The sequence below is a fragment of the Halomonas sp. BL6 genome, from assembly GCF_006228115.1.
GTDB lineage: Bacteria > Pseudomonadota > Gammaproteobacteria > Pseudomonadales > Halomonadaceae > Vreelandella > Vreelandella piezotolerans.
Genome location: NZ_VDGL01000004.1, coordinates 264,613 through 286,032 on the forward strand (window position 1 = coordinate 264,613; position 21,420 = coordinate 286,032).

Below are 21,420 nucleotides of genomic sequence, written 5' to 3' on the forward strand. Positions count from 1 at the left end.
CGAACGATGAGCGCGGCTTATTCGACCACGCGCGGGACCAGATAAAGGCCGTTTTCCACTGCCGGGGCGCAGTGTTGGAACGTATCGCGCTGATTCGTTTCGGTGACCTCGTCGGCGCGAAGGCGCTGGGTCGCATCGAGCGGATGGGACAGCGGCGCGACGCCTTCGGTGTTCAGGCTCTGGAGCTGGTCGACCATGTCCAGAATGCGGCTAAGATCGTCGACGAAGCCGCTGGCTTGGTCGTCGCTAACGGCGAGTCGGGCCAAGTGTGCGGCCCGGCGCACATGAGATTCTTCAAGCGCCATGATCGAGGTTTCCTCGCAATGGTGATGGAACATATTTCGCTTTGAGCGGTATACGTACGGTCATCTTAAATTCGTCTGACGGAGCAGACGTGGAAAATAGCCGCAAAAGGTACCACATATTGGCCTTGGCGGGCAGTGTTCGGGACGACTCGTGCTTGCTGCCAAGGGGTTGCGGTGATACCGTTTGCATCCGCACAGGGTTCCCGGTCTGCACTAGGTAACAACATCCATGTTCAAACGTTTGAGGGGGCTGTTTTCCAGCGATCTGTCGATCGACTTGGGTACGGCCAACACACTGATTTATGTACGCGGTCGTGGCATCGTGCTCGATGAACCGTCCGTAGTCGCCATCCGCCAGTCTGGCAACATGCGCAGCGTCGCCTCGGTGGGTGCCGATGCCAAGCGCATGCTTGGTCGCACGCCTGGCAATATTACGGCCATTCGTCCGATGAAAGACGGTGTCATCGCCGACTTCACCGTTACCGAGCAGATGCTTCAGCACTTCATCCGCAAAGTGCATCAAAGTACGTTCCTCACCCCCAGTCCGCGCGTTCTAGTCTGCGTGCCCTGCATGTCGACGCAGGTGGAGCGACGCGCCATTCGTGAATCGGCAGAAGGCGCCGGCGCGCGTGAAGTGTTCCTGATCGAAGAGCCCATGGCGGCAGCGATCGGTGCTGGCTTGCCGGTGGAAGAAGCGCAGGGCTCGATGGTCGTGGATATCGGTGGGGGCACCACGGAAATTGCGATCATATCGCTCAACGGGGTCGTATATTCAGAATCGATCCGCGTAGGCGGTGACCGTTTTGATGAGGCGATCACCGCGTACGTGCGCCGTCACTATGGCAGCCTGATTGGTGAAGCGACGGCCGAGCGTATCAAAGAAGAGATTGGCTGTGCTTATCCAGGTGGCGAGCTGCGCGAGATCGATGTGCGTGGCCGTAACCTTGCCGAGGGTATTCCACGCAGCTTTACCTTGAACTCCCACGAAATTCTCGAAGCACTGCAAGAGACGCTGGGCTCTATCGTAGCCGCCGTCAAGAGCGCGCTGGAGCAGTCTCCACCCGAGCTGGCCTCGGATATCGCCGAGCGCGGCTTGGTGCTGACCGGCGGTGGCGCGCTGCTGCGTGACCTGGATAAGTTGATCGCCGAAGAGACCGGCTTGCCGGTGATCGTGGCGGAAGATCCGCTGACCTGCGTTGCACGTGGTGGCGGCAAGGCATTGGAGATGATCGATCAGCACACGTTTGAGTTGCTGTCGAGCGACTGATCGCAGCGGTTTATCGCGGGGGATTGCCTATCAAACCGCTGTTTTCACACGGGCTGCTACCCGGTTACCGGCTATTCTTCTGTGTTGTGGCGGCAAGCGCATTGATGTTTGTCGACCACCGTTTCACTCGCATGGAAGATCTGCGCGCCCAAATGACCACGATCGTTGCACCCATTCAGTGGGCGGTTAGTGTGCCCAGCGATCTGCTGAACTGGGGGGCGCTGGCGCTCTCCGACCAGCAGGCGCTGGTGGATGAAAATCGACGCTTGCGCGAGCAAATATTGACACTTTCCCACCGTGGTCAACGCTTGGCGAATTTGACTGCTGAGAACGCGGAGCTGCGCCAACTGCTGGGCGCCGCCGAGCGGCGGGACATTCCCTATATGACGGCGGAACTGCTGTCGTTGGACAACGACCCTTTTAGCCATCAGATGGTGGTCGACCGTGGGCATCGTAACGGTGCCTACGTGGGGCAGCCGGTGATCGATGCATCAGGACTCGTCGGCCAGGTGACGGCCGTCTCGGCATACTCGAGTCGGGTCTTGTTGCTGGCCGATGCCAGCCACGCGCTGCCGGTCCAGGTCAATCGCAACGGTCTGCGCTTCATCGTTCAGGGCACTGGCCGCTACGGCAGTGTGAACGTGCTTCACGTACCGGATACGGCCGATATCCGTGAAGGTGATCTGCTGACCACGTCCGGATTGGCGGGGCGCTTTCCGCCGGGCTACCCCGTGGCGAGGGTAACTGAGGTTTATCACGATCCTGGCCAGCCGTTTGCTCGTGTGGTCGCTGAACCATCTGCCCAGCTCCAGCGTTCGCGACATTTTTTGCTGCTTTTTCCACCTCCCCGCGAAGAGTTGGATCCGTCTATTTGGGATGAGTCCATGGAGATTTCAGCCGACGCGCTCCATGCTGCTCAGCGGCTTGGGCAACCAGCCCCCCCGTCCGAAGAGGAGGCGCGCTAATGGCACGTGCGCCGATGGTACCGCTCGTGGTGGTCTGGCTCAGTCTCGTATTGGCGCTGTGCCTGCAGGTCATGCCACTTGCTGATGGTTGGCAAGTGTTTCGCCCCGAATGGGTGGGGCTCATGCTCATCTACTGGTGCATGCGTGCCCCTGATAGGGTTGGTGTCTTTCATGGCTTCGTATTTGGCCTATTGATGGATCTCATCGAGGGGACGGCACTAGGGCAGCACGCGCTCATCCTGTCGTTACTGGCGTTTTTAGCGGCGCTGGTCTATCCCCGTTTTCGCGCTTACTCGTTGGTACAGCAATCGGTGCTGGTGCTGGTGCTGCTGGGGTTGGTTCAGCTCATCGAGCAGTGGCTGCGCACGTTGACCGGCGACTTCTCGATCCACCTCTCTTTCTTGATTCCTTCGCTGGTGAGCGCGCTGCTGTGGCCTTGGCTGGCGACGATGTTCCACGCCATCGAACGGCGCATGGCCAATGCGTGACGTTGCCACGACTCCCGTGCTCTGCTTGGCCTCTGCTTCACCGCGACGCCAGGCGCTGCTCGCGTCGATCGGCGTGCCCGTCACCGTCATGCCCAGTAACGTCGATGAAACGCCCATCGAGGGAGAATCCCCCGCCGCTTATGTAGAGCGGCTGGCCATTGCCAAGGCAGAGGCAGCGACGGGGGAAACCACGCTGCCCGTGCTAGGGTCGGACACGGCGGTGGTCGTCGACGATACGATTCTGGGCAAGCCGCGCGACCAGCAGCACGCGGCTGATATGTTATCGCTGTTAGCAGGGCGGTCGCACCGAGTACTCACGGCAGTAGCGGTCAGCGGGTCGCGGGGTATACTCTCCTGCTGTGTGACCACCGAGGTCATCATGCGCGCGTTAACGGCAGACGAGATCGAATGCTATTGGCATACCGGTGAACCTGTCGATAAAGCGGGCGGGTATGCCATCCAGGGGCTAGCCGCTATTTTTATCGAACGAATTCAGGGCAGTCATTCCGCCGTGGTAGGACTGCCTCTTTTTGAAACCACGCGCTTGCTTCGCCAGCAAGGGGTTCCCATTTGGGCGGGCCGTTATCTTACGTAACCACCGACTCATCGCCCGCTGCGCTGGCAAGGAATTGGACACCCAATAAGGAATTTTGCATGAGCGGTGAAGTCCTCATCAATTTAACGCCCATGGAGACCCGCGTTGCGCTGGTAGAAAACGGCGTATTGCAAGAGGCGCTCATCGAGCGCTCTCGCAGGCGCGGTATCGTAGGCAATATCTACAAAGGCAAAGTCGTTCGCGTACTGCCTGGCATGCAGGCTGCTTTTGTCGATATTGGCTTGGAGCGTGCGGCGTTCATCCATGCACACGAAGTCATGCCGCCCGGCACTCCTAGCGAGGAGCAGCAAACCATTGGGCAACTGCTCCACGAAGGCCAAGCCCTGGTCGTTCAGGTCACCAAAGATCCCATCGGCACCAAAGGGGCACGTCTAACCACGCACTTATCGATCCCCTCGCGGTACTTGGTTTACATGCCTGACTCGCCACACCACGGCGTGTCGCAGCGCATCGAGGACGAGCGTGAGCGTGAACGCTTGAAGATGCTGCTAGACAAGAGCATCGAGGAGCAAACCCTCGAGGTGACAGGCGGCTTCATCGTGCGGACTGCCGCAGAGGGCGTGGGCGATGAAGAACTGGCCAGCGATATGTACTTCCTGTTGCGCATTTGGCGAAAAGTCAGCGAGCGCAAAATCACTGCTGCACCGCCCAGCGTCATTTATGACGACCTGCCGCTGTTCATGCGCACGCTCCGAGACGTGATGCGCGATGACATCGAGAAGGTGCGCATCGATTCCCGGGAAAACTTCGTCAAGCTCGTGGAGTTCGCAGAAGAGTTCATGCCCGATGCGGTCGACCGTATAGAGTACTATCCCGGTGAGCGTCCGATCTTCGATCTCTATAGTGTCGAAGACGAGATTCAGAAAGCGCTGGGGCGCAAGGTGCAACTCAAATCGGGCGGGTATTTGGTCATCGACCCGACCGAGGCCATGACGACCATCGATGTGAATACCGGTGGCTACGTGGGGCATCGCAATCTCGAAGAGACGATTTTCAAGACCAATTTGGAAGCCGCCACTGCCATTGCGCGCCAGCTTCGTTTACGCAATCTTGGCGGTATCATCATCATCGACTTCATCGATATGGTGGATGTCGAGCACCAGCGTCAAGTGTTGCGCGTGTTAGAGAAAGCGTTAGAGCGTGATCACGCCAAAACCAAATGCACCGGTGTTACCGAGCTTGGACTGGTGCAGTTAACGCGTAAGCGTACTCGGGAAAGCTTAGAGCAGACTCTCTGCGAAGCATGTCCGACCTGTGGCGGCCGCGGGACCCTCAAAACTCCAGAAACCATCTGTTACGAAATCTTCCGGGAGATCCTCCGCGAAGAGCGTGCCTATAGCGCAGAGACCTATATGGTGCTGGCGTCGCAGCCGGTGGTGGATCGCCTGCTGGATGAAGAGTCTGCCGCTGTCGCCGATCTGGAGACCTTCATCAATAAAACGATCCGTTTCCAGGTCGAGCAGCACTACTCTCAAGAGCAGTACGACATCGTACTGATGTAATGATGTCATCACGCTCTCTCGTTCGTGGCTGTTGGATCAGCGTCGCTGCCGTGCTGGCGACGCTGGCTGTGGTGATGCTGGCGTTTCGTCTATTGGCCAGCCAGGCGGATGCCTTGACCCCACGTATCGAAGCAATGCTCGAAGCGCGCATCGGGGTGCCGGTACACGTCGACCGGCTAGCACTCTCGTTAGAACGTAATGTTCTGCACCTAGCGCTCGATGAACTTAAGGCGCAAACCCCTGAGGGACAGGCCTTGGTGGAGGTCGACCGCCTGTCGCTACGTCTCGATGTCTGGGAGAGCTTGCGTCGGTTGGCACCCATCTTCAGCGATGCGCGTATGTTTGGGCTGCGCTTTCATCTTTACCAACAGCAGGATAGCGGATGGGGGTGGCCCTCTCCGGCCGAACTCCCCCTGGGCGTGACGCCCCAGCCCGACGTCGACCTCGACGCCTTAGATGCTTGGGCGGGCCTGTTACTGCGCCAGCGCGTCTGGGTGGATGATAGTCGTGTCACCCTGCATGGCGAGGAGCAAACCGTGATGCTACACGCGCCCACGCTCTTGTTGAGCGGTGATCGGCGACGGACGCGTCTAGAGGGCGCACTGACCATCGTCGATACGCCTGATGCGGCGAATGCCGAGCTTCCGGCTATGACCCTTCGTGCCGAAATGCAGCCAGGAAAGCAGGGGTTTAGCGACTTTTCGGCGGCTCTTCAGCTGGACATGCAGCTTGACCACTTGGTGGTACTGGCCGCCCTGTTTCGTCCGGATCGGATGCCCTTTTTGGAGCAGGTGGGTGGCCAGGTACAGCTTTGGGGTCGTTGGCAAGAGGGTGCCTTGGCCGATGCGCGGCTGGCACTGGATGTTCCTGAGCTCACCCTGCGTCAGGATGTCGAATACGCCGTGCTTCGCAATATTCAGGCCAGCGGACAGTGGCTGCGTGATGGCGATGGGGGGGAGGCATGGCTCAGCGGCAGTGCCGAGACCGTCGAGTGGGCACAACCCGAGGGGGGCAGCGCTGGCCCGGCACTACCACGTCACTGGTATCTATCGCATCAACCCGGACAGTGGGAATTGCGCACCAGCGCATTCGAGCTCGCCTCTTTGGCGGCGTGGCGTGAGTATGCACTATTGCCTGAGTCGGTGACGCGGGTTCTGCAAACACTTTCACCCCGCGGGCAGGTGCAGGGCTTACGTCTAGGCCAGCGTGACGGCCGTTGGGGGGTCGATGCAGCCCTGACCAACGTTGCCGTTTTGCCATGGCAGCAGGCACCGGGCGGCGGGCCGCTGGATGCCTGGGTTCAGGCGCGCGATTTGCGTGGGCGTGTGACCTTTAATAGCGCGGGCGATAGCGCGCTTTACTTCCCTGAACTGTTTGATGCGCCGATGCAGCTTCGCCATGCAGAAGGGGTCGTCGAGTGGGTTTACGACGGCCCCAATACCATGATCAGCGGTCGCGATCTGAACGTCGATTGGGAGGGAGCTCGTGTCAGCGGTGGCTTTGGCCTGATCACTGGGCAGCAAAACGGCCAGTTCGGTCTCGACATCGCCTTTGCCGACGTGGATGCGCGCGCTCGTCCGCTCTCGCAGTGGCTGCCGATGAAAGCGTTCGACCCAGCGCTGCGCGATTGGTTGGCCAGCGATATAGGGGGCATGGTGCCTCAGGGCTCTTTGAAGCTCAGCCAGCCGCTGGGGCCGCGCGCGTCATCGGATCAGCTATCGGCAACGCTGGCACTGGCGATCGAGCAGGGCTATCTACCGATAGCGCCTGATTGGCCCCTACTAGAGGATCTTGAGGGGCGCTTGCTCTGGCAAGGAGGCGTATTGCAAGCCGAAGTGGCACATGCGCAGAGTCAGGGTGTGGAAGTCGCCAATGGTGTGGTACGTATGGAAGAGAAGCAGCCACTGACGCTGTCGGCAGACGTACATAGTCATGGCGCTGCGTTGCTGAGTTTCCTTCGCGCCATGCCCGACATGGATACGCTACCCCTCGACGCGCTGTCGGCGCAGGGACATCTTGACGGTGACGTCGCGCTGGAGCTGCCACTCGAATCCCCAGAGACGCTTCAGCTCGAGATCAATGTCCGCCCGGTGCTATCGGCTGTCGGCTATGCGCCGCTGCCTATTACGCTGCGTGAACTGGGGGGGGAACTTCACTGGCAACAAGTGGGGCAGGCGCATGCCCTGACCGGCGACTTGAGTAGTCAGTGGCAGGGAGGGAATCTGCGGGCGACATTCTTGGCCGATGAGCGCATCGCCCTTGAAGGGAGCGTAGCGACCTCAGCGCTCTGGTCGCTGGCGAGCGTGCCTGCCGAACAAGCTCGTCAAATCATCGACGGTAGCACGCCGTGGCAAGGGGAGGTCACGCTGACGCCTAGCCCCGTGGTGACGTTGCAAAGTCGCCTTCTCGGCGTGACGAGCGAGCTGCCCGAGCCATTTGCCAAGCGCAGCGAAGAGGCCTGGCCGTTACAGTTACGCGCTGAGTTGGCCTCTGGGCGTACTTCCGTTGAGTTGGCCGATAAGCTCGTGGCCAAGGTACACTCTTTAGAGGGTGGCGCACAGGCAGGGCAAGTAGCGCTAGGCAGCGCGGTATCGCGCTCCGGCTGGTCCCGACAGCCGGGCTGGCGCTTGGATGCAGGTCTTGACACACTGGACCCGTTGGCGTGGCAAGCAGCCCTTGCTCCGCTGATGTCAGGAAATCTGGAAAACGCTTCCAGCCGTGGTGACCGTTCGCCTTTCGACGTGCGGCTGCGCACTGAGTGTCTGATGTATCGTGAGACCTGTCTGGGCGCGATGACGGCCTCAGGAACGATCGAACCTCGGCGTGCAGCCTTAACCCTCAATGGTGATGTGCTGAACGGCCGGGTCGACTACCAACCTGCCAGCGAGCGTCCGCTGGACATCGCCATCACCACGCTGACGCTGGATCCATTGTTCGATCTCCCCGCCAACACCCATGATGCCAACGTCGCTGCTCCCGACTCCTGGATCGAGGCGGTCGATACCCAGTACGCAGATCCCGTGCCAATCCCAGACGGCTTGGCGGCGCTGCCTAATGGCCGGTTGCGACTGGCGGAAGTGAGTGTGGGTAATCGCCGCTACGGACCGCTTACCGCGTTTTGGCAAGCCGATGAGCGTCGTTTTACGCTTGCGCCGGTGGGGCTGACACTCGGTCAGCTCTCTGCGCGAGGCGAACTGGTGTGGGAGGGCAATGCGGTGAACAGTCGAACCCGCGCCGATATTTCTATTCAGGGAGGCGATGTCGGTACGGCGCTAGAGCGGCTAGGGCAGCCGGTGGCCATGCGAAGCCGTACGACGGATGTATCCGCCAACCTCACGTGGCCCGGCGCACCCTGGCAGGTGGATTTGAGCCGAGCCGGTGGAGAGATGAGCGCGGATCTTCGTGATGGGCGTTTCGTGACGCTCGAATCGACGCCAGCCCGCCTGGTTGGACTGCTCAATTTCGATAACATTCTGCGCCGCTTGCGCTTCGATTTTTCCGATTTGACGGGTCAAGGCACCGCCTTCGATCGTGTGCACGGTACCGCTGACGTGGCCCAGGGGCAGCTGCTGCTGCGCGGCCCCCTACAAATTGATGCCCCTGCGACCACGCTGACGCTGACAGGAAGTGTTAACCTCTTACAGCGTGAACTCGATCAGCGTCTCGGCGTCACACTGCCTGTGAGCCAAAGTTTACCCATCGCCGCCATTGCGGTCGGCGCGCCCATCGTTGGCGGCGCGCTATTCATTGCCGACCAGCTATTCGGCGATGCGTTGGATCAAGCAACCACTCTCTATTATCGCGTGCGAGGTCCTTGGACCTCGCCGCAAGTGACTTTAGAAGGCCCCCAATGACCCCACAAACAAGCGATATCGAGTCTGCCGTTTCCATTTTGCTTACCCCTGGTGGTCTCGATCTTGACGCCCTGGATACTGGCCTTGGTTATGCCCTGGGAGCGGGCATCGATTATGCCGATCTCTATTTTCAGCGAACTTGGCAAGAAGGGTGGGTGCTGGAGGATGGCGAGGTCAAAGAGGCCAGCTATAACATTGATGGTGGCGTGGGCGTGCGCTCGCTGGCGGGTGAGAAAACGGGGTTTGCGTACTCCAATCAAATCACCGCCGATGCGTTGATGGACACCGGGCGAACGGCGGCTGGTATCGTTCGCAGCGGAAAACAGTTACCCGGTCAGAAAGTAACGCCGGTCAGCGCCGCCGCGCGTTATTCAGGAATCGATCCGCTTGCCGGGTTATCAGCGGAAGAAAAGGTCGCGATGTTGAAAGAGGCCGATCGCATAGCGCGAGCCGCAGATCCCAGTATCAGCCAAGTGAGCGCGTCGCTCTCTGGCACCTACGAAGTCGTGTTGGTGCGCGCCAGCGACGGCACCCTTGCCGCCGATATTCGCCCCCTCGTGCGTTTCAACGTCAGTGTGATTGCGGCCAAAAACGGCCGCCGGGAGCGCGGTGGCGCGGGCGGCGGTGGTCGTTACTCGATGTCGCGTCTGCGTGATGAAGGCGTGGCCGAGCGCTACGCAAAAGAAGCGGTGCGTCAAGCGCTGGTCAACCTGGAGGCCGTCGACGCACCGGCCGGGCAGATGCCGGTGGTGTTAGGGGCGGGTTGGCCTGGTATTCTTCTGCACGAAGCCGTTGGGCACGGATTGGAAGGCGATTTCAACCGCAAAGGCAGCTCGGCGTTTGCCGGGCGGATGGGGCAGCAGGTCGCCGCCAAGGGCGTCACGGTGGTCGACGATGCCACGGTGGCCGATAGCCGTGGCGCGCTCAGTGTGGACGACGAAGGCACGCCCGGTCAGTACACGCCGTTGATCGAAGACGGTATTTTGACGGGCTATATGCAGGATAAGCTGAATGCGCGCTTGATGAAAATGGCGCCCACCGGTAATGCGCGTCGCGAGTCGTTTGCGCATTTGCCAATGCCACGTATGACCAACACGGTCATGCTGGCGGGGCAGGATGATCCTGACGACATCATCAAAAGCGTCAAGCGGGGTATCTATGCCGTCAGCTTTGGCGGCGGCCAAGTAGACATTACCTCGGGTAAGTTCGTCTTTTCGGCCAGCGAAGCTTACATGATCGAAGATGGCAAGGTCACAGCGCCGGTCAAGGGCGCGACGCTGATAGGCAACGGGCCCGAAGCCATGGGCAGAGTGTCGATGATTGGCCATGACATGGCGATGGATACCGGCATTGGCGTGTGTGGTAAAGAGGGGCAGGGCGTGCCCGTCGGTGTCGGTCAGCCCACGCTTAAGCTGGATGAGCTGACCGTCGGCGGTACGCAGTCTTCATGACTGGCTTAAAGCGCTAGCGTCTCACGCAGGTGTTTGAACAGCTTGCGCGAGCTGGTGGGGGGCTTGCCCTGTTCGCGTTCTTTACGCGCGTTGCGCACGAGTTGGCGCAGCGCTTGCCGATCCGCATTGGGATAATCGACCACGAAGAGATCGACGGCATCGTCGCCCTCGTCGATCATGCGGTCTCGCCACTTTTCCAGGCGATGAAAAGCATGATCGCGCTGCTCTTTTTCTTGTTCGATGGCGTCGAAAACGCCTTGAATGGCCGTTAGATCCTCTTTGCGGATGAGCTTGCCAACGTACTGCATATGACGTCGGCGGCCCTCATGGGAGCGAATGCGAGCGGTTTCATCGATGGCGCGCAGCATATCGTCAGACAGCGGAAAGCGTGAGCGTTCGGTGGGGTTCATGGCAATCAGGGTTTCGCCAAGCGCCTGTAAGGCGTGCATTTCTCGCTTTAGCTGCGATTTACTGGGGCGTTCTACCTGTTCGTCGATGTCAATTGGCTCGGGACGTTGCTTGGGCATATAGCTACTCACAGATTAGATTCGTTCGCAGCATTATATCAGGCTGTGACCACAACATTGATCCGCCAACGCGTTTCAGGCGAAAAGGAGGCCACATGGCACAGGCATTTGATGCATCGGCGCAGCAGGCATTACTGACACAGCGCGCTGAAGAAGCGCTTGCCCTAGCAAAGCAGCTAGGAGCAGATGCTGCTGAAGTGGGTGCCAGCGTCGATCAAGGCATGGGCGTCAGCGTTCGTTTAGGCGATGTGGAAACCGTTGAGCTGTCGCGCGATCAGGGAATTGCGGTAACGCTATACGTGGGCAAGAGAAAGGGGAGCGCCTCGTCTACCGATGCCAGCAGCGCGTCGATTCGCGCAACGGTCGAAAAAGCGCTCGCGATCGCGCGCTATACCGGAGAAGATCCTGCCGCCGGTTTGGCAGACGCGTCGCTGATGGCCACCGAGCTACCCGATTTGAAAGTCCACCACCCTTGGACGCTCACCACGGATGAGGCCATCGACCTGGCCCTTCGCTGCGAGCAGGCTGGACGCAGCGCGGAGGGAATTCATCAGTCGGAGGGTGCGTCACTCTCCAGCGGCGAGGGTGTCCGTGTTTATGCCAACAGCCACGGATTTTTGGGCACTCAAAAAGGCAGCAATCACTCGCTCTCATGCATGCTGATCGCCCAGGACGATCAGGGTATGCAGCGCGACTATGATTACACCGCCGCACGTAATCCACACCATTTACGCAGCCCGGAAGAGGTCGGTCGAGAAGCGGCAACTCGCACGCTTCGCCGACTGGGTGCGCGTCGGCCACCGACCGGTACCTTTCCGGTGCTGTTCGACCCTACGCTAGCCAGCGGCCTGATCGGTCATCTAATGAGCGCCTTGGCAGGCGGTGCGCTATACCGAGAAGCCTCTTTTCTGTGTGACCGTCTGGGAACGCCGCTTTTCCCCGAGTGGTTTGGCTTGGAAGAGCGACCCATGGAAGTGGGGGCGACGGCGAGCTCGCCGTTCGATGCCGAGGGGGTGCAAACCCGTAATAATCGATTCATCGATCGGGGGCAGGTTGCCAGCTACATGCTTTCTGCTTATAGCGCACGGCGTTTAGGTATGCACTCGACTGGAAATGCAGGTGGCGCGCGCAATTTACGCCTGCTGGCTCCGTTAACGCCACGAGCCGAGCTGTTGAGTCAGATGGGGCAAGGTATTTGGGTCACCGAGCTCATGGGGCAGGGGGTGAACGGTGTGACCGGTGATTACTCGCGGGGAGCGGCAGGCTTTTGGATTGAAAACGGTGAAGTTCAGTACCCAATCGAGGAGTTCACGATCGCCAGTAACCTGAACAAGATGTTTGCCGGGCTGAGCGGCGTAGGGGATGACACGGATACACGGGGCAGCATTCACACGGGGAGCTGGCTGGTGGATGCGATGACCGTGGCGGGCAGCTAAGCGTACGCTGCATCGATTACTGATCTTCTTCAAACCGAGCGTCGAATAGCGCCTCGATAGCATCGAGCGCTCGTTCGGCGTCTTCCCCTTCTGCAATGACGGTGAGCTCGGTCCCGCAGGGCGCGGCGAGCATGAGCAGTGACATGATATTGGCAGCATCCGCTTTTTGCTGCTTCTTGTACACATGAATCTGGGCAGAGAACTGCTGGCCACACTGAACCAGTTTGGTGGCTGCGCGGGCGTGAAGGCCGCGCTGATTGGTAAGGGTCAACGTTCTTTCGGGCACTCTGGTTCCTTTTTGCCGAGTGGGGTTTTAGGGAGGGCTCAGGGAGTACTGGGCGTCGCCGCCGTATGTTGGGTTGTCGGCGTTTCGCTGAGCGTGTACTGCAGCCCTAGCTCGCGATGCCTCAACTGCACTTCCCCTGTTTGTTTGACGAGCCGCTGTGCAAGCTGCTCGATCATATAAACGGACCGGTGTTGGCCGCCCGTGCAGCCAATGGCCACGGTCATATAGCTGCGATGGCTATTTTGATAGGCCGGTAGCCACTTCTCCAGCCACGTTTCAATATCGCTTGCCATGGCCTCTACCACGGGGTAGCCGCTCAAGAAGTCGATGATGTTGGCGTCGCGACCGGTATATTGGCGCAGAGTAGGGTCCCAATAAGGATTGGGCAAGCAGCGTACGTCGAACACGAGGTCGGCATCCAGCGGAACGCCGCGTTTGTAGCCAAAGGACTCGAAGGTGAGCGTCAGTTGATGCTGGCGCTGATGAGCTACTTGGTCGGTAATGCGGCGTCGCAGATCGTGTACGGAGAGTCGAGACGTATCGATCAATAAATCGGCGAGGTCGCGAATGTCATTCAGCGTTTCTTCTTCTTTGTTGATCGCTTCTTCCAGCGTCATGTCGCTATCACGGGTGAGGGGATGACGACGGCGGGTGGCCGAGTAACGCTCCAGCAAAATACGCGCATCGGTTGTCAGGTAGATCACCTGAAAACGAATTTCCCGGTGGCGCAATTCTTCAAGTAGCGCTGGCAGACGCTCCAGCGCAGTAGGTAAGTTGCGTGCGTCGATACTGACGGCAATCCGGGTGCGCTCACCCTGGGCGCGCAACTCGTCGATAAGCGAGCCCAACAGCATGGCAGGCAAGTTATCGATCGCGTAATAGCCAAGATCTTCCAGCGCTTGTAAGGCGATAGACTTACCGGAACCTGAACGGCCGCTAATGATCACCAGTTGCATAGCGTCTCTCTTGGCGTTTGAGCGTAAGAAGTAAAGACAAATTGAAGGAGTAGATCTGTTACGCAGCTTGTTCGCGTATCTTGGCCGTTATCAGCGTCAACAGTTCTTTTTGACTGCCTGCTTTGCGCAGCTGTTGGCGAGTATCGGCGTCGTTCATGATCGTCGCGACTTGTCCGAGCAAAGCAAGGTGCGTGTCATCGGCTTCTTCAGGCACCAGCAAAACGAACACGAGATCGACCGGGTCCCCATCGATGGCATCGAAATCGACGGGTTCCGCCAGTTTCAAAAAGCCAGCAATGGGGGCACTGCAGTGCGGGCTTCTTGCGTGGGGAATGGCAACACCGTTGCCAATCCCCGTGCTGCCAAGACGCTCGCGCCCAATCAAACGACTGAACACTTCTTGGCTGTCGAGGCTGGGCGTGTTTTGGGCGATGAAGGTGCTGAAAAACTCCAGCACCCGCTTTTTGCTGCCCCCGGGTACGTCATAAAGCACGCGCTCCGGGGGGAGAATGGTTTCCAACGTCATTGAGTTAACGCACGCCTGCGCCTTGAGCGCGAGCTTGTGCTTTTTCCTTGTGTTTGACGAGTTGACGATCGATTTTGTCCGCAAGGGCATCGATGGCGGCATACATATCGTTATCGAGTGCCTCGGCATGAAGGTCAGCACCGGCGGCATGTAGCGTGCACGCTGCCTGCTGGCGCTCCTTTTCGACAGATAAGGTCACTTGTACCGTGGTGATATTGTCGTAGTGTCGTTCGACGCGTTCCAGCTTTTCGTTAACGTAGTCACGCAAGGCGTCAGTCAGTTCAACGTGATGACCAGTGATGTTTACTTGCATTGACGTGCTCCTTATCCATCGGGCTGTACTTCGATTGTAACCCTTTTTACGCTATTGCAAAGCCCTTGCGGTGAGTTTGTCACGACCAAACGTTTAACTAGCGTAAACGGCGGCGCTCGCTCGAAGAGGGAATGCCCATCGACTCGCGATATTTCGCGACGGTACGTCGTGCCACGCTTATTCCGCCCTCTTCGAGAAGCGTCACCAAGCGACTATCGGAGAGCGGTTTGCCTGAGGGCTCCTCTTGAATGAGCTTTTTGATACGTGCGCGAATGGCCGTGCTCGAGTGGCTGTCGCCGCCGTCTTGGCCACTGACTTGACTGGAGAAAAAGTATTTCAACTCGAACACGCCACGCGGTGTATGAATGAACTTCTGTGTCGTCACGCGTGAGATGGTCGACTCATGCATCTCTACGGCTTCGGCGATGTCGGCCAAGATCAGCGGCTTCATGGCCTCTTCGCCGTGCTCTAGAAAGCCAATTTGGCGAGCGATGATTTCACGCCCCACGCGCAGCAAGGTGTCATTGCGGCTAGAGAGGCTTTTGATCAGCCAGCGCGCTTCTTGAAGGTGCTCTTTCAAGAACTGGTTGTCCTGGCTCTTGTCGGCGCGTTTGATCAAGCTGGCGTAGTCGGGTTGGATGCGTAGCCGTGGAAGAGCGTCCGGGTTGAGCTCTAAATGCCAGCCTTCGTTGTCATGGCGCACGACCAGATCGGGAGTGATGTAGCTATCGTCGGTCACGCCGTAGGCGCTGCCGGGTCGGGGATCGAGGCTGCGAATTAATCGAATGACGTCATCCAGCTGCTCATCGTCCAGGCTCAAACGGCGCTTGAGGAGGCGCATATCGTCTTTGCCTAGCGCCTCCAAAAACTGTCGTACCAGCCGTTTGGCTGGCATCAATAGCGGGGTGTCTTCCGGCAACGCAGCAAGTTGAAGCATCAGACATTCTCGCAGGTCGCGAGCGAATACGCCGGTCGGCTCGAACTGCTGCAAGCGCAGTAGGGTATTTTCCACTTCCCGTTGGCTCAAGCCGTCATGACCTTGTGCTTTGAGCCCTTCACGAATGTCGTTGAGCGGCTGGGTAAGATAACCATTGGCGTCCAGCGCATCGATCAGGCTCTCCGCAATTGCATATTCCCGTGAGCTGACATCGGTCATGGCCAGTTGCCACAGCAAATGGCCATGAAGGCTTTGGCCAGCGGCTTGACGCTCGAAGTCGGGTCCTTCGCTACCACCGCTCAGACTGCCCATGTCTTGATAGGTGTCCGACCAGTCGCTGTCGACGGAGAGTTCGTTGGGAATGCTGTCAGACCACTCGGCCTCTTGCGGCTCGCTGACTGCCTGCTCTCCAAACTCGTCCTCTTGCTCGAGCATAGGGTTGGCGTCAAGCGCTTGCTGAATTTCTTGACGGAGGTCCAGCGTAGAGAGCTGCAGCAAGGCAATGGCCTGTTGCAGCTGGGGTGTCATGGTCAGCTGTGTGCCGATACGCAATTGGAGAGAAGCTTTCATGACCATCTGAGAACCACTCGTTAATCAGAAAGCTCCACCCTAGAGCGAGTTATGGCTACGTGCAAGTGCAATAAGCATGCCACTAAAAGAAAAGTTTGGTCAGGCCTCGGTTTAGAGCCGGAAATCAGCGCCCAGATAGACGTCGCGGACCTTTTGGTTATTGAGAATCTCCTGGGCGTTTCCACTGGCGATGATGTGGCCATCGCCAACGATGTAGGCGATATCGCAAATATCCAGGGTTTCACGCACGTTGTGGTCGGTGATCAAGACGCCGATGTGGCGTTTTTTGAGTGCGCGGATAATGGTTTTGATTTCGCCGACCGAAATAGGGTCGACCCCGGCAAAGGGTTCGTCGAGTAGAATGAACGCGGGCTCGGTGGCCAGCGACCGCGCGATCTCTACTCGACGGCGCTCGCCTCCTGAGAGGCTCATGCCTAGGTTGTCACGAATATGGGTGATATGAAAATCTTCGAGCAGTGACTCCAGGCGAGCTTCTCTGGCGCTGCGATCGAGCGTTTTGCGCGTCTCGAGGATGGCCATGATGTTATCGGCTACCGAGAGCTTGCGAAAAATCGAGGCCTCTTGGGGAAGATACCCAATGCCTGCCATGGCGCGTTCGTGCATGGGCGCGTGGGTCAAATCCAGATCGTCGATACCCACATTGCCCGCATCGGATTTGACCAGTCCGACGATCATGTAAAACGAGGTGGTTTTACCGGCTCCATTGGGGCCCAACAGTCCAACGACACTGCCCTGGGCGATTTCCAGGTTGATGTCCTTGACGACGCGGCGGCGTTTGTAGCTCTTCGCTAGGTGGTGGGCGTAGAGCGTTTTGACAGGTGCGGAATCTGCAGACGTTGATGCTGCCACGTGGGCGCTCCCTATTGTTCCGGCTGAAGGGTCATGCGAATGCGCTGGTTGTCGCTACCGTTCACGTCGGAGCGAGCTTGCACCACTTCCTGGTCGATGAAGTACTCTAGGCGGCCCCCTTGAAAGCGGTCGCCTTGCTGGGTCAGTTCGGCTTGGTCGATCAGCTCCACGCGGCGTTCGGCGACGTGATAGATGATGCGCCGCGCCCAACCTTCCATGGGGGTCTCCTGGTCGTCGAGACGATTGCGCAAGTAGGCACGCTCACCCGTGGCAATGGCTTGAGAAAGTTCCCCTGCATCATTGCGCTGAATCTCTACGCGTTCGCCGCGCAATTGCATTTCGCCTTGACGAATATCCACGTTACCTGAGTAAACTGCGGTGCCCGCGCGCTGGTCGAGGTCCAGGCGGTCGGCTTCTACTTCGATGGGTGCTTGGCTTTGCGCCATGGCAGCCGTCGCCAGCGGTAGCGTTAAAGCAAAGAGGGTGGTGCGGAGAGAGGCATTCATCGCGACTCCTAGGGGGTACGAGTGGCCGGCGGATGCACGCCGCGCACGTTGTTGGTCAGGCGGACCTGGCTGTCATCCAGCCAAACGTCCATGCGGGAAGCTTCCATACGCTGAGGGGGCTGCTGCAACAGCACGGGCGTAGTGCTCCAGGCGTGGCGGGTCACGCCATCGTAGTTGAGTTGCTGTGTATCGAGCTGCCAACCCTCTTCAGGCGCGAGCAGCCGGGCAGACCCGCGCAGCGTCAAGGCCTGAGTATCGGTATTCAGGGTGCCGGTATCCGCGGTCGCCAACCACTCCCGCTGTTCGCTATCGAACAGCGTAGCACGTGGCGACACGACATCTGTCATGGCCGTTTGAGGTGTATGCACTAGCCGGGGAGTGACCAGCGACTGCTGAATCGCCCCCGATTCCCCAAATAGGGTGATTTCGGCATTCTCTAATACATGACCTGGCTCCTGAGCGCGCGCTTGCTCGTCGATATCTCGCTCTTGGGCGCTGCGCGGGTCGAGCCAAACCAAAAGCATGCCCAGGACGACGACCAGTGCCGTTACCCAAACTCGTTTTCTGAGCTTTACGCCCATCATGAGTGCCTGTGAAGATAGGTGTCGAGTACGGCATCCCAATGCCCTTGGGAGGTGAGCAGCGTATCGCAAATTTCACGCACCGCGCCGTGCCCGCCCAACCGTTCGGTGATCCAATCGGCGTGGGTATGCATATAATCGGGTGCATTGGGGACCGTGATGCCAACGCCTGCGCGCTTGATGGGTGCCAAGTCTGGCAGGTCGTCCCCGCAGTAAGCGACTTGTTCGAGCGTAATATCCAGCCGCTGGCAGAGGGCTCTCAGGGTCGTGAGTTTGTCTTCGCAGCCTTGATGCACATGGCTGATACCTAGTGCCGCAGCGCGCTGGCTGACCATCGGCGAATCGCGGCCGGTGATGAGCGCCACATGAATGCCAACGCGTTTGAGCAGTTTCAAGCCATGCCCATCCTGAGTGTGAAACGCTTTGATCTCGATGCCGTCGGCTTGAAAGTAGAGTCGGCCGTCCGTCAAAACGCCATCTACGTCTAGTGCAAGTAGTTTTACGCGGCGGAGCCGGTCGAGTAGTGCATCGGGTAGGGCCATATAGCCTCCTTAACATCCATGGCAAAAAGCGTTATCACGCAGTTAAATCACACCGCTGGCCAGTAAGTCATGCATATGTAGCGCGCCGATGGGACGCTGTTGCTCGTCGACGACGGCCAGCGCGGTTATCCGGCTATCTTCCATAATACGTACCGCTTCGGCTGCTAGCACGTCAGGACCGATGCGTTTGCCTGGGCGCGTCATGACGTCGTCGACTCGCACATCGCGCAAGTCATGAAATTGGTCCAATGTGCGTCTCAGGTCACCGTCGGTATATACACCTGCCAAACGGCCTTCGCTATCGATGACGCAGGTGAACCCAAGCCCTTGGCGTGTGATCTCTAAAAGCGCATCGCGTAGCGGGCTACCCAATGCAACCTGAGGCAGCCGCGTGCCGTCGTGCATGAGATCGCGGACTCGCAGTAGCAGCCGCTTGCCGAGGCTTCCGCCCGGATGAGAGAGCGCAAAATCCTCCGCTGTAAAGCCACGTGCTTCAAGCAAGGCCACGGCAAGGGCGTCCCCCAGTGCTAGCGCGGCGGTGGTCGAGCTTGTAGGGGCAAGATCCAGCGGGCATGCTTCGCGCTCGACGCCGCTGTCCAAATGGGCATCGGCGTGGCGTGCCAGGGTAGAGCCTGGACGTCCAGTCATGCTCACCAGCGGGGTGCCAAGCCTTTTAAGCAGAGGGAGTAGCGCCGTGACTTCAGCTGTTTCGCCGGAGTTAGAGAGCGCCAACACCACGTCGGTACGGGTGATCATACCGAGATCGCCGTGGCTGGCTTCACCTGGGTGTACGAAAAAGGCGGGCGTACCGGTGCTTGCCAGCGTGGCAGCCAGTTTGCCTGCAATATGACCCGACTTGCCCATGCCGGTCACCACCACGCGGCCTTGGCAGGCGAGAATGAGCTGGCAGGCATGGTCGAATTGGTCGTCTAGCTTGGCTTGGAGGCCGCCGATGGCTGCTTGCTCGATTTGCAGCGTGCGCAGCGCACTTTCACGCAGTTGGCTGGGTGTAGAGAGTGGCTGGCCCATGGCATGTCTCGTTTTCATGATGTGAATGGGTAGCTGGTAAGAATAACATCTTGCGGCGCTATTTAGCTAAATCACGACAAGGTCGTCGATGGTATGGAGGGCTCCATTGCATGAACGATGGTGCGCTCACTGTTAGCGTCGCTGCTGTTGAGAGTAGCGTTGGATCATGATGTTCGATACTATTTCGAAAACACTGTTTTTTAAACTGCCCTGTGGCTTGTCGGTTTATACTGACGCGTTCTGGCATCAACGAGGAAGGTCAAACATCATATGACGGATGTACCCTTCATACAGGTCGAAGACATCTACTTTTCCCGTGGTGAGAGCGAGATTTTTCGCGGTGTCAGCATGACCATACCTCGCGGGCAAGTGACGGCCATCATGGGGCCAAGCGGTACCGGTAAGACGACGTTGTTGAAGCTCATCGGTGGCCAGCTCACACCCGACCGTGGACGTATCCTCATCGATGGGCAGGACGTGCATCGGCTCTCACGTAAAGCGCTATTCGCGCTGCGCAAACGCATGGGCATGCTGTTTCAGAGCGGTGCCCTGTTTTCGGATTTGAACGTTTTTGAAAACGTTGCGTTTCCGCTGCGCGTTCATACGGACCTGCCGGACGCAATGATTCGCGATCTGGTGCTATTGAAGCTTCAGGCGGTAGGGCTGCGCGGCGCGAAGCACCTAACGCCCGCCGAGCTGTCCGGTGGGATGGCGCGTCGGGTGGCGTTGGCGCGTGCCGTGGCACTCGATCCTGAGCTAATACTCTACGACGAGCCATTCGTCGGCCAGGACCCTATTTCCATGGGCGTGCTGGTGCAACTGATCAAACGGCTCAATCAGGCGCTGTCACTCACCTCGGTGGTAGTGTCGCATGACATCAAAGAGACGCTGAGCATCGCGGATTACCTCTACTTGATCGCCGATGGTCAAGTCGTTGCTCACGGGACCCCCAGCACGCTGGAAACGAACCAGGATCCTCGCGTCAACCAATTCATGCACGGCAAGCCAGACGGTCCCGTGCCGTTTCACTATCCCGCAGACCCACTTCACCGGGATATCTTCGGTCACGATTCAGTCACAAAGGCAGGGTAGATGCAGGGCAAATTGACACAATATGCGTCGCGCGTGGCCCGTCTGGGGCGAAAAAGCTGCGATGTCGTCGAGGCGCTGGGGCGCGCGACGGTGTTTCTAGCGCAGTCGGCGATAGGCGTGCCGTCACGGGAAGGGTGGTCGCTTTGGATGCGCCAAATGCACTTCGTCGGAGTGCTGTCGCTGGCCATCGTCCTCGTGTCGGGGCTGTTCATTGGCATGGTGCTGGCGCTACAGGGATATACCATTTTGGTGGATTTTGGTGCCGAACAGGCGCTGGGCCAAATGGTGGCGCTCTCACTGCTGCGTGAGCTTGCCCCTGTGGTGGCTGCGCTGCTGTTTGCGGGGCGAGCCGGGTCTGCTTTGACCGCCGAAATCGGACTGATGAAAGCCACCGAGCAGCTCACTAGTATGGAGATGATTGGCGTCGACCCGCTGCGGCGTGTGGTGGCGCCTAGGCTGTGGGCGGGTTTCGTGGCGTTACCGATGTTGACCGTGGGCTTCAGTGTCGTGGGCATTTGGGGCGGCTACTTGGTCGGTGTCGAGTGGCTGGGCGTGTTCGAGGGCTCGTACTGGAGCAACATGCAGGCCAGCGTGTCGTTTCTCGACGATGTTGGTAACGGTATGATCAAAAGCGTGGTGTTTGCCCTCGTCGTAACCTGGATCGCCGTGTTTCAAGGCTATGACCTCGTGCCGACTTCCGAAGGGATCTCCCGAGCCACCACCCGCACGGTGGTATATTCCTCGCTGGCCGTGCTTGGATTGGATTTCGTTTTAACTGCCGTGATGTTCGGCGGTCTTTAA

General features: G+C 58.9%; 22 protein-coding genes. 10 read left to right on the plus strand and 12 right to left on the minus strand.

What is annotated here, in order from left to right; all coding sequences use genetic code 11:
• Positions 1-17 precede the first annotated feature (17 nt).
• Complete coding sequence (gatC, locus tag FHJ80_RS10710) at positions 18-305, minus strand: Asp-tRNA(Asn)/Glu-tRNA(Gln) amidotransferase subunit GatC (protein ID WP_139527147.1); 288 nt, start codon at positions 303-305, stop codon at positions 18-20.
• A 229-nt stretch (positions 306-534) separates the two neighbouring features.
• On the opposite strand from gatC, the gene FHJ80_RS10715 reads away from it, so the two are divergent.
• Genes FHJ80_RS10715 through tldD form a run of 7 tightly spaced genes read left to right on the plus strand, consistent with a single transcriptional unit; the run spans position 535 to position 10,448 of the window.
• Positions 535-1,572 carry a rod shape-determining protein gene (locus FHJ80_RS10715; protein ID WP_018915723.1) on the plus strand — a complete coding sequence of 346 codons (1,038 nt, stop codon included), beginning with the start codon at positions 535-537 and terminating at the stop codon, positions 1,570-1,572.
• 23 nt (positions 1,573-1,595) lie between these two features.
• Positions 1,596-2,537 carry a rod shape-determining protein MreC gene (gene mreC, locus FHJ80_RS10720; protein WP_139527148.1) on the plus strand — a complete coding sequence of 314 codons (942 nt, stop codon included), beginning with the start codon at positions 1,596-1,598 and terminating at the stop codon, positions 2,535-2,537.
• A complete protein-coding gene (gene mreD, locus FHJ80_RS10725; protein ID WP_139527149.1) occupies positions 2,537-3,025 on the plus strand; it encodes a rod shape-determining protein MreD in 489 nt (162 codons plus the stop codon). The genes mreC and mreD overlap by 1 nt, the downstream gene beginning before the upstream one ends.
• Positions 3,018-3,620 (plus strand): nucleoside triphosphate pyrophosphatase, encoded by a 603-nt coding sequence (locus tag FHJ80_RS10730; RefSeq protein WP_139527150.1) that lies wholly within the window; start codon positions 3,018-3,020, stop codon positions 3,618-3,620. The genes mreD and FHJ80_RS10730 overlap by 8 nt, the downstream gene beginning before the upstream one ends.
• 59 nt (positions 3,621-3,679) lie before the next feature.
• The gene (rng, locus tag FHJ80_RS10735; protein WP_139527151.1) at positions 3,680-5,143 is read left to right on the plus strand and encodes a ribonuclease G; all 1,464 of its coding nucleotides are present in this window, start codon (positions 3,680-3,682) and stop codon (positions 5,141-5,143) included.
• 2 nt (positions 5,144-5,145) lie between these two features.
• The gene (locus tag FHJ80_RS10740; protein WP_139527152.1) at positions 5,146-8,997 is read left to right on the plus strand and encodes a YhdP family protein; all 3,852 of its coding nucleotides are present in this window, start codon (positions 5,146-5,148) and stop codon (positions 8,995-8,997) included.
• Positions 8,994-10,448, plus strand: a complete 1,455-nt coding sequence (gene tldD / locus FHJ80_RS10745) for a metalloprotease TldD (protein WP_139527153.1) — start codon at positions 8,994-8,996, stop codon at positions 10,446-10,448. The genes FHJ80_RS10740 and tldD overlap by 4 nt, the downstream gene beginning before the upstream one ends.
• A 5-nt stretch (positions 10,449-10,453) precedes the next feature.
• Here the strand turns inward: tldD and yjgA are convergent, their stop codons facing one another.
• Positions 10,454-10,975 (minus strand): ribosome biogenesis factor YjgA, encoded by a 522-nt coding sequence (gene yjgA / locus FHJ80_RS10750; protein ID WP_139527154.1) that lies wholly within the window; start codon positions 10,973-10,975, stop codon positions 10,454-10,456.
• A 95-nt stretch (positions 10,976-11,070) separates the two neighbouring features.
• Here yjgA and pmbA point away from each other — a divergent pair, with 95 nt between their 5' ends.
• Positions 11,071-12,411, plus strand: coding sequence for a metalloprotease PmbA (pmbA, locus tag FHJ80_RS10755; protein WP_139527155.1), 1,341 nt, complete (start codon positions 11,071-11,073; stop codon positions 12,409-12,411).
• A 16-nt stretch (positions 12,412-12,427) separates the two neighbouring features.
• On the opposite strand, the gene FHJ80_RS10760 is transcribed toward pmbA, so the two are convergent.
• From FHJ80_RS10760 to FHJ80_RS10805, 10 genes are all read right to left on the minus strand, one after another.
• Positions 12,428-12,697, minus strand: a complete 270-nt coding sequence (locus FHJ80_RS10760; RefSeq protein WP_139527156.1) for an HPr family phosphocarrier protein — start codon at positions 12,695-12,697, stop codon at positions 12,428-12,430.
• Between the two features lie 38 nt (positions 12,698-12,735).
• Positions 12,736-13,653 carry an RNase adapter RapZ gene (gene rapZ / locus FHJ80_RS10765; protein WP_139527157.1) on the minus strand — a complete coding sequence of 306 codons (918 nt, stop codon included), beginning with the start codon at positions 13,651-13,653 and terminating at the stop codon, positions 12,736-12,738.
• Between the two features lie 58 nt (positions 13,654-13,711).
• The gene (gene ptsN, locus FHJ80_RS10770; RefSeq protein ID WP_139527158.1) at positions 13,712-14,179 is read right to left on the minus strand and encodes a PTS IIA-like nitrogen regulatory protein PtsN; all 468 of its coding nucleotides are present in this window, start codon (positions 14,177-14,179) and stop codon (positions 13,712-13,714) included.
• A gap of 4 nt (positions 14,180-14,183) precedes the next feature.
• Positions 14,184-14,492 (minus strand): ribosome hibernation-promoting factor, HPF/YfiA family, encoded by a 309-nt coding sequence (gene raiA / locus FHJ80_RS10775; RefSeq protein ID WP_027335376.1) that lies wholly within the window; start codon positions 14,490-14,492, stop codon positions 14,184-14,186.
• A 97-nt stretch (positions 14,493-14,589) separates the two neighbouring features.
• Positions 14,590-16,005, minus strand: coding sequence for an RNA polymerase factor sigma-54 (locus tag FHJ80_RS10780; protein ID WP_139527159.1), 1,416 nt, complete (start codon positions 16,003-16,005; stop codon positions 14,590-14,592).
• A gap of 105 nt (positions 16,006-16,110) precedes the next feature.
• Positions 16,111-16,869, minus strand: coding sequence for an LPS export ABC transporter ATP-binding protein (lptB, locus tag FHJ80_RS10785; protein WP_139527160.1), 759 nt, complete (start codon positions 16,867-16,869; stop codon positions 16,111-16,113).
• A gap of 11 nt (positions 16,870-16,880) precedes the next feature.
• A complete protein-coding gene (gene lptA / locus FHJ80_RS10790; RefSeq protein WP_139527161.1) occupies positions 16,881-17,375 on the minus strand; it encodes a lipopolysaccharide transport periplasmic protein LptA in 495 nt (164 codons plus the stop codon).
• An 8-nt stretch (positions 17,376-17,383) separates the two neighbouring features.
• Complete coding sequence (gene lptC, locus FHJ80_RS10795; protein ID WP_139527162.1) at positions 17,384-17,956, minus strand: LPS export ABC transporter periplasmic protein LptC; 573 nt, start codon at positions 17,954-17,956, stop codon at positions 17,384-17,386.
• Positions 17,956-18,498, minus strand: coding sequence for an HAD family hydrolase (locus FHJ80_RS10800; protein ID WP_139527163.1), 543 nt, complete (start codon positions 18,496-18,498; stop codon positions 17,956-17,958). The genes lptC and FHJ80_RS10800 overlap by 1 nt, the downstream gene beginning before the upstream one ends.
• Before the next feature lie 42 nt (positions 18,499-18,540).
• Positions 18,541-19,527 (minus strand): KpsF/GutQ family sugar-phosphate isomerase, encoded by a 987-nt coding sequence (locus FHJ80_RS10805; protein WP_139527164.1) that lies wholly within the window; start codon positions 19,525-19,527, stop codon positions 18,541-18,543.
• A 270-nt stretch (positions 19,528-19,797) separates the two neighbouring features.
• On the opposite strand from FHJ80_RS10805, the gene FHJ80_RS10810 reads away from it, so the two are divergent.
• Positions 19,798-20,619, plus strand: coding sequence for an ATP-binding cassette domain-containing protein (locus FHJ80_RS10810; protein WP_139527165.1), 822 nt, complete (start codon positions 19,798-19,800; stop codon positions 20,617-20,619).
• Complete coding sequence (mlaE, locus tag FHJ80_RS10815; protein ID WP_139527166.1) at positions 20,620-21,420, plus strand: lipid asymmetry maintenance ABC transporter permease subunit MlaE; 801 nt, start codon at positions 20,620-20,622, stop codon at positions 21,418-21,420.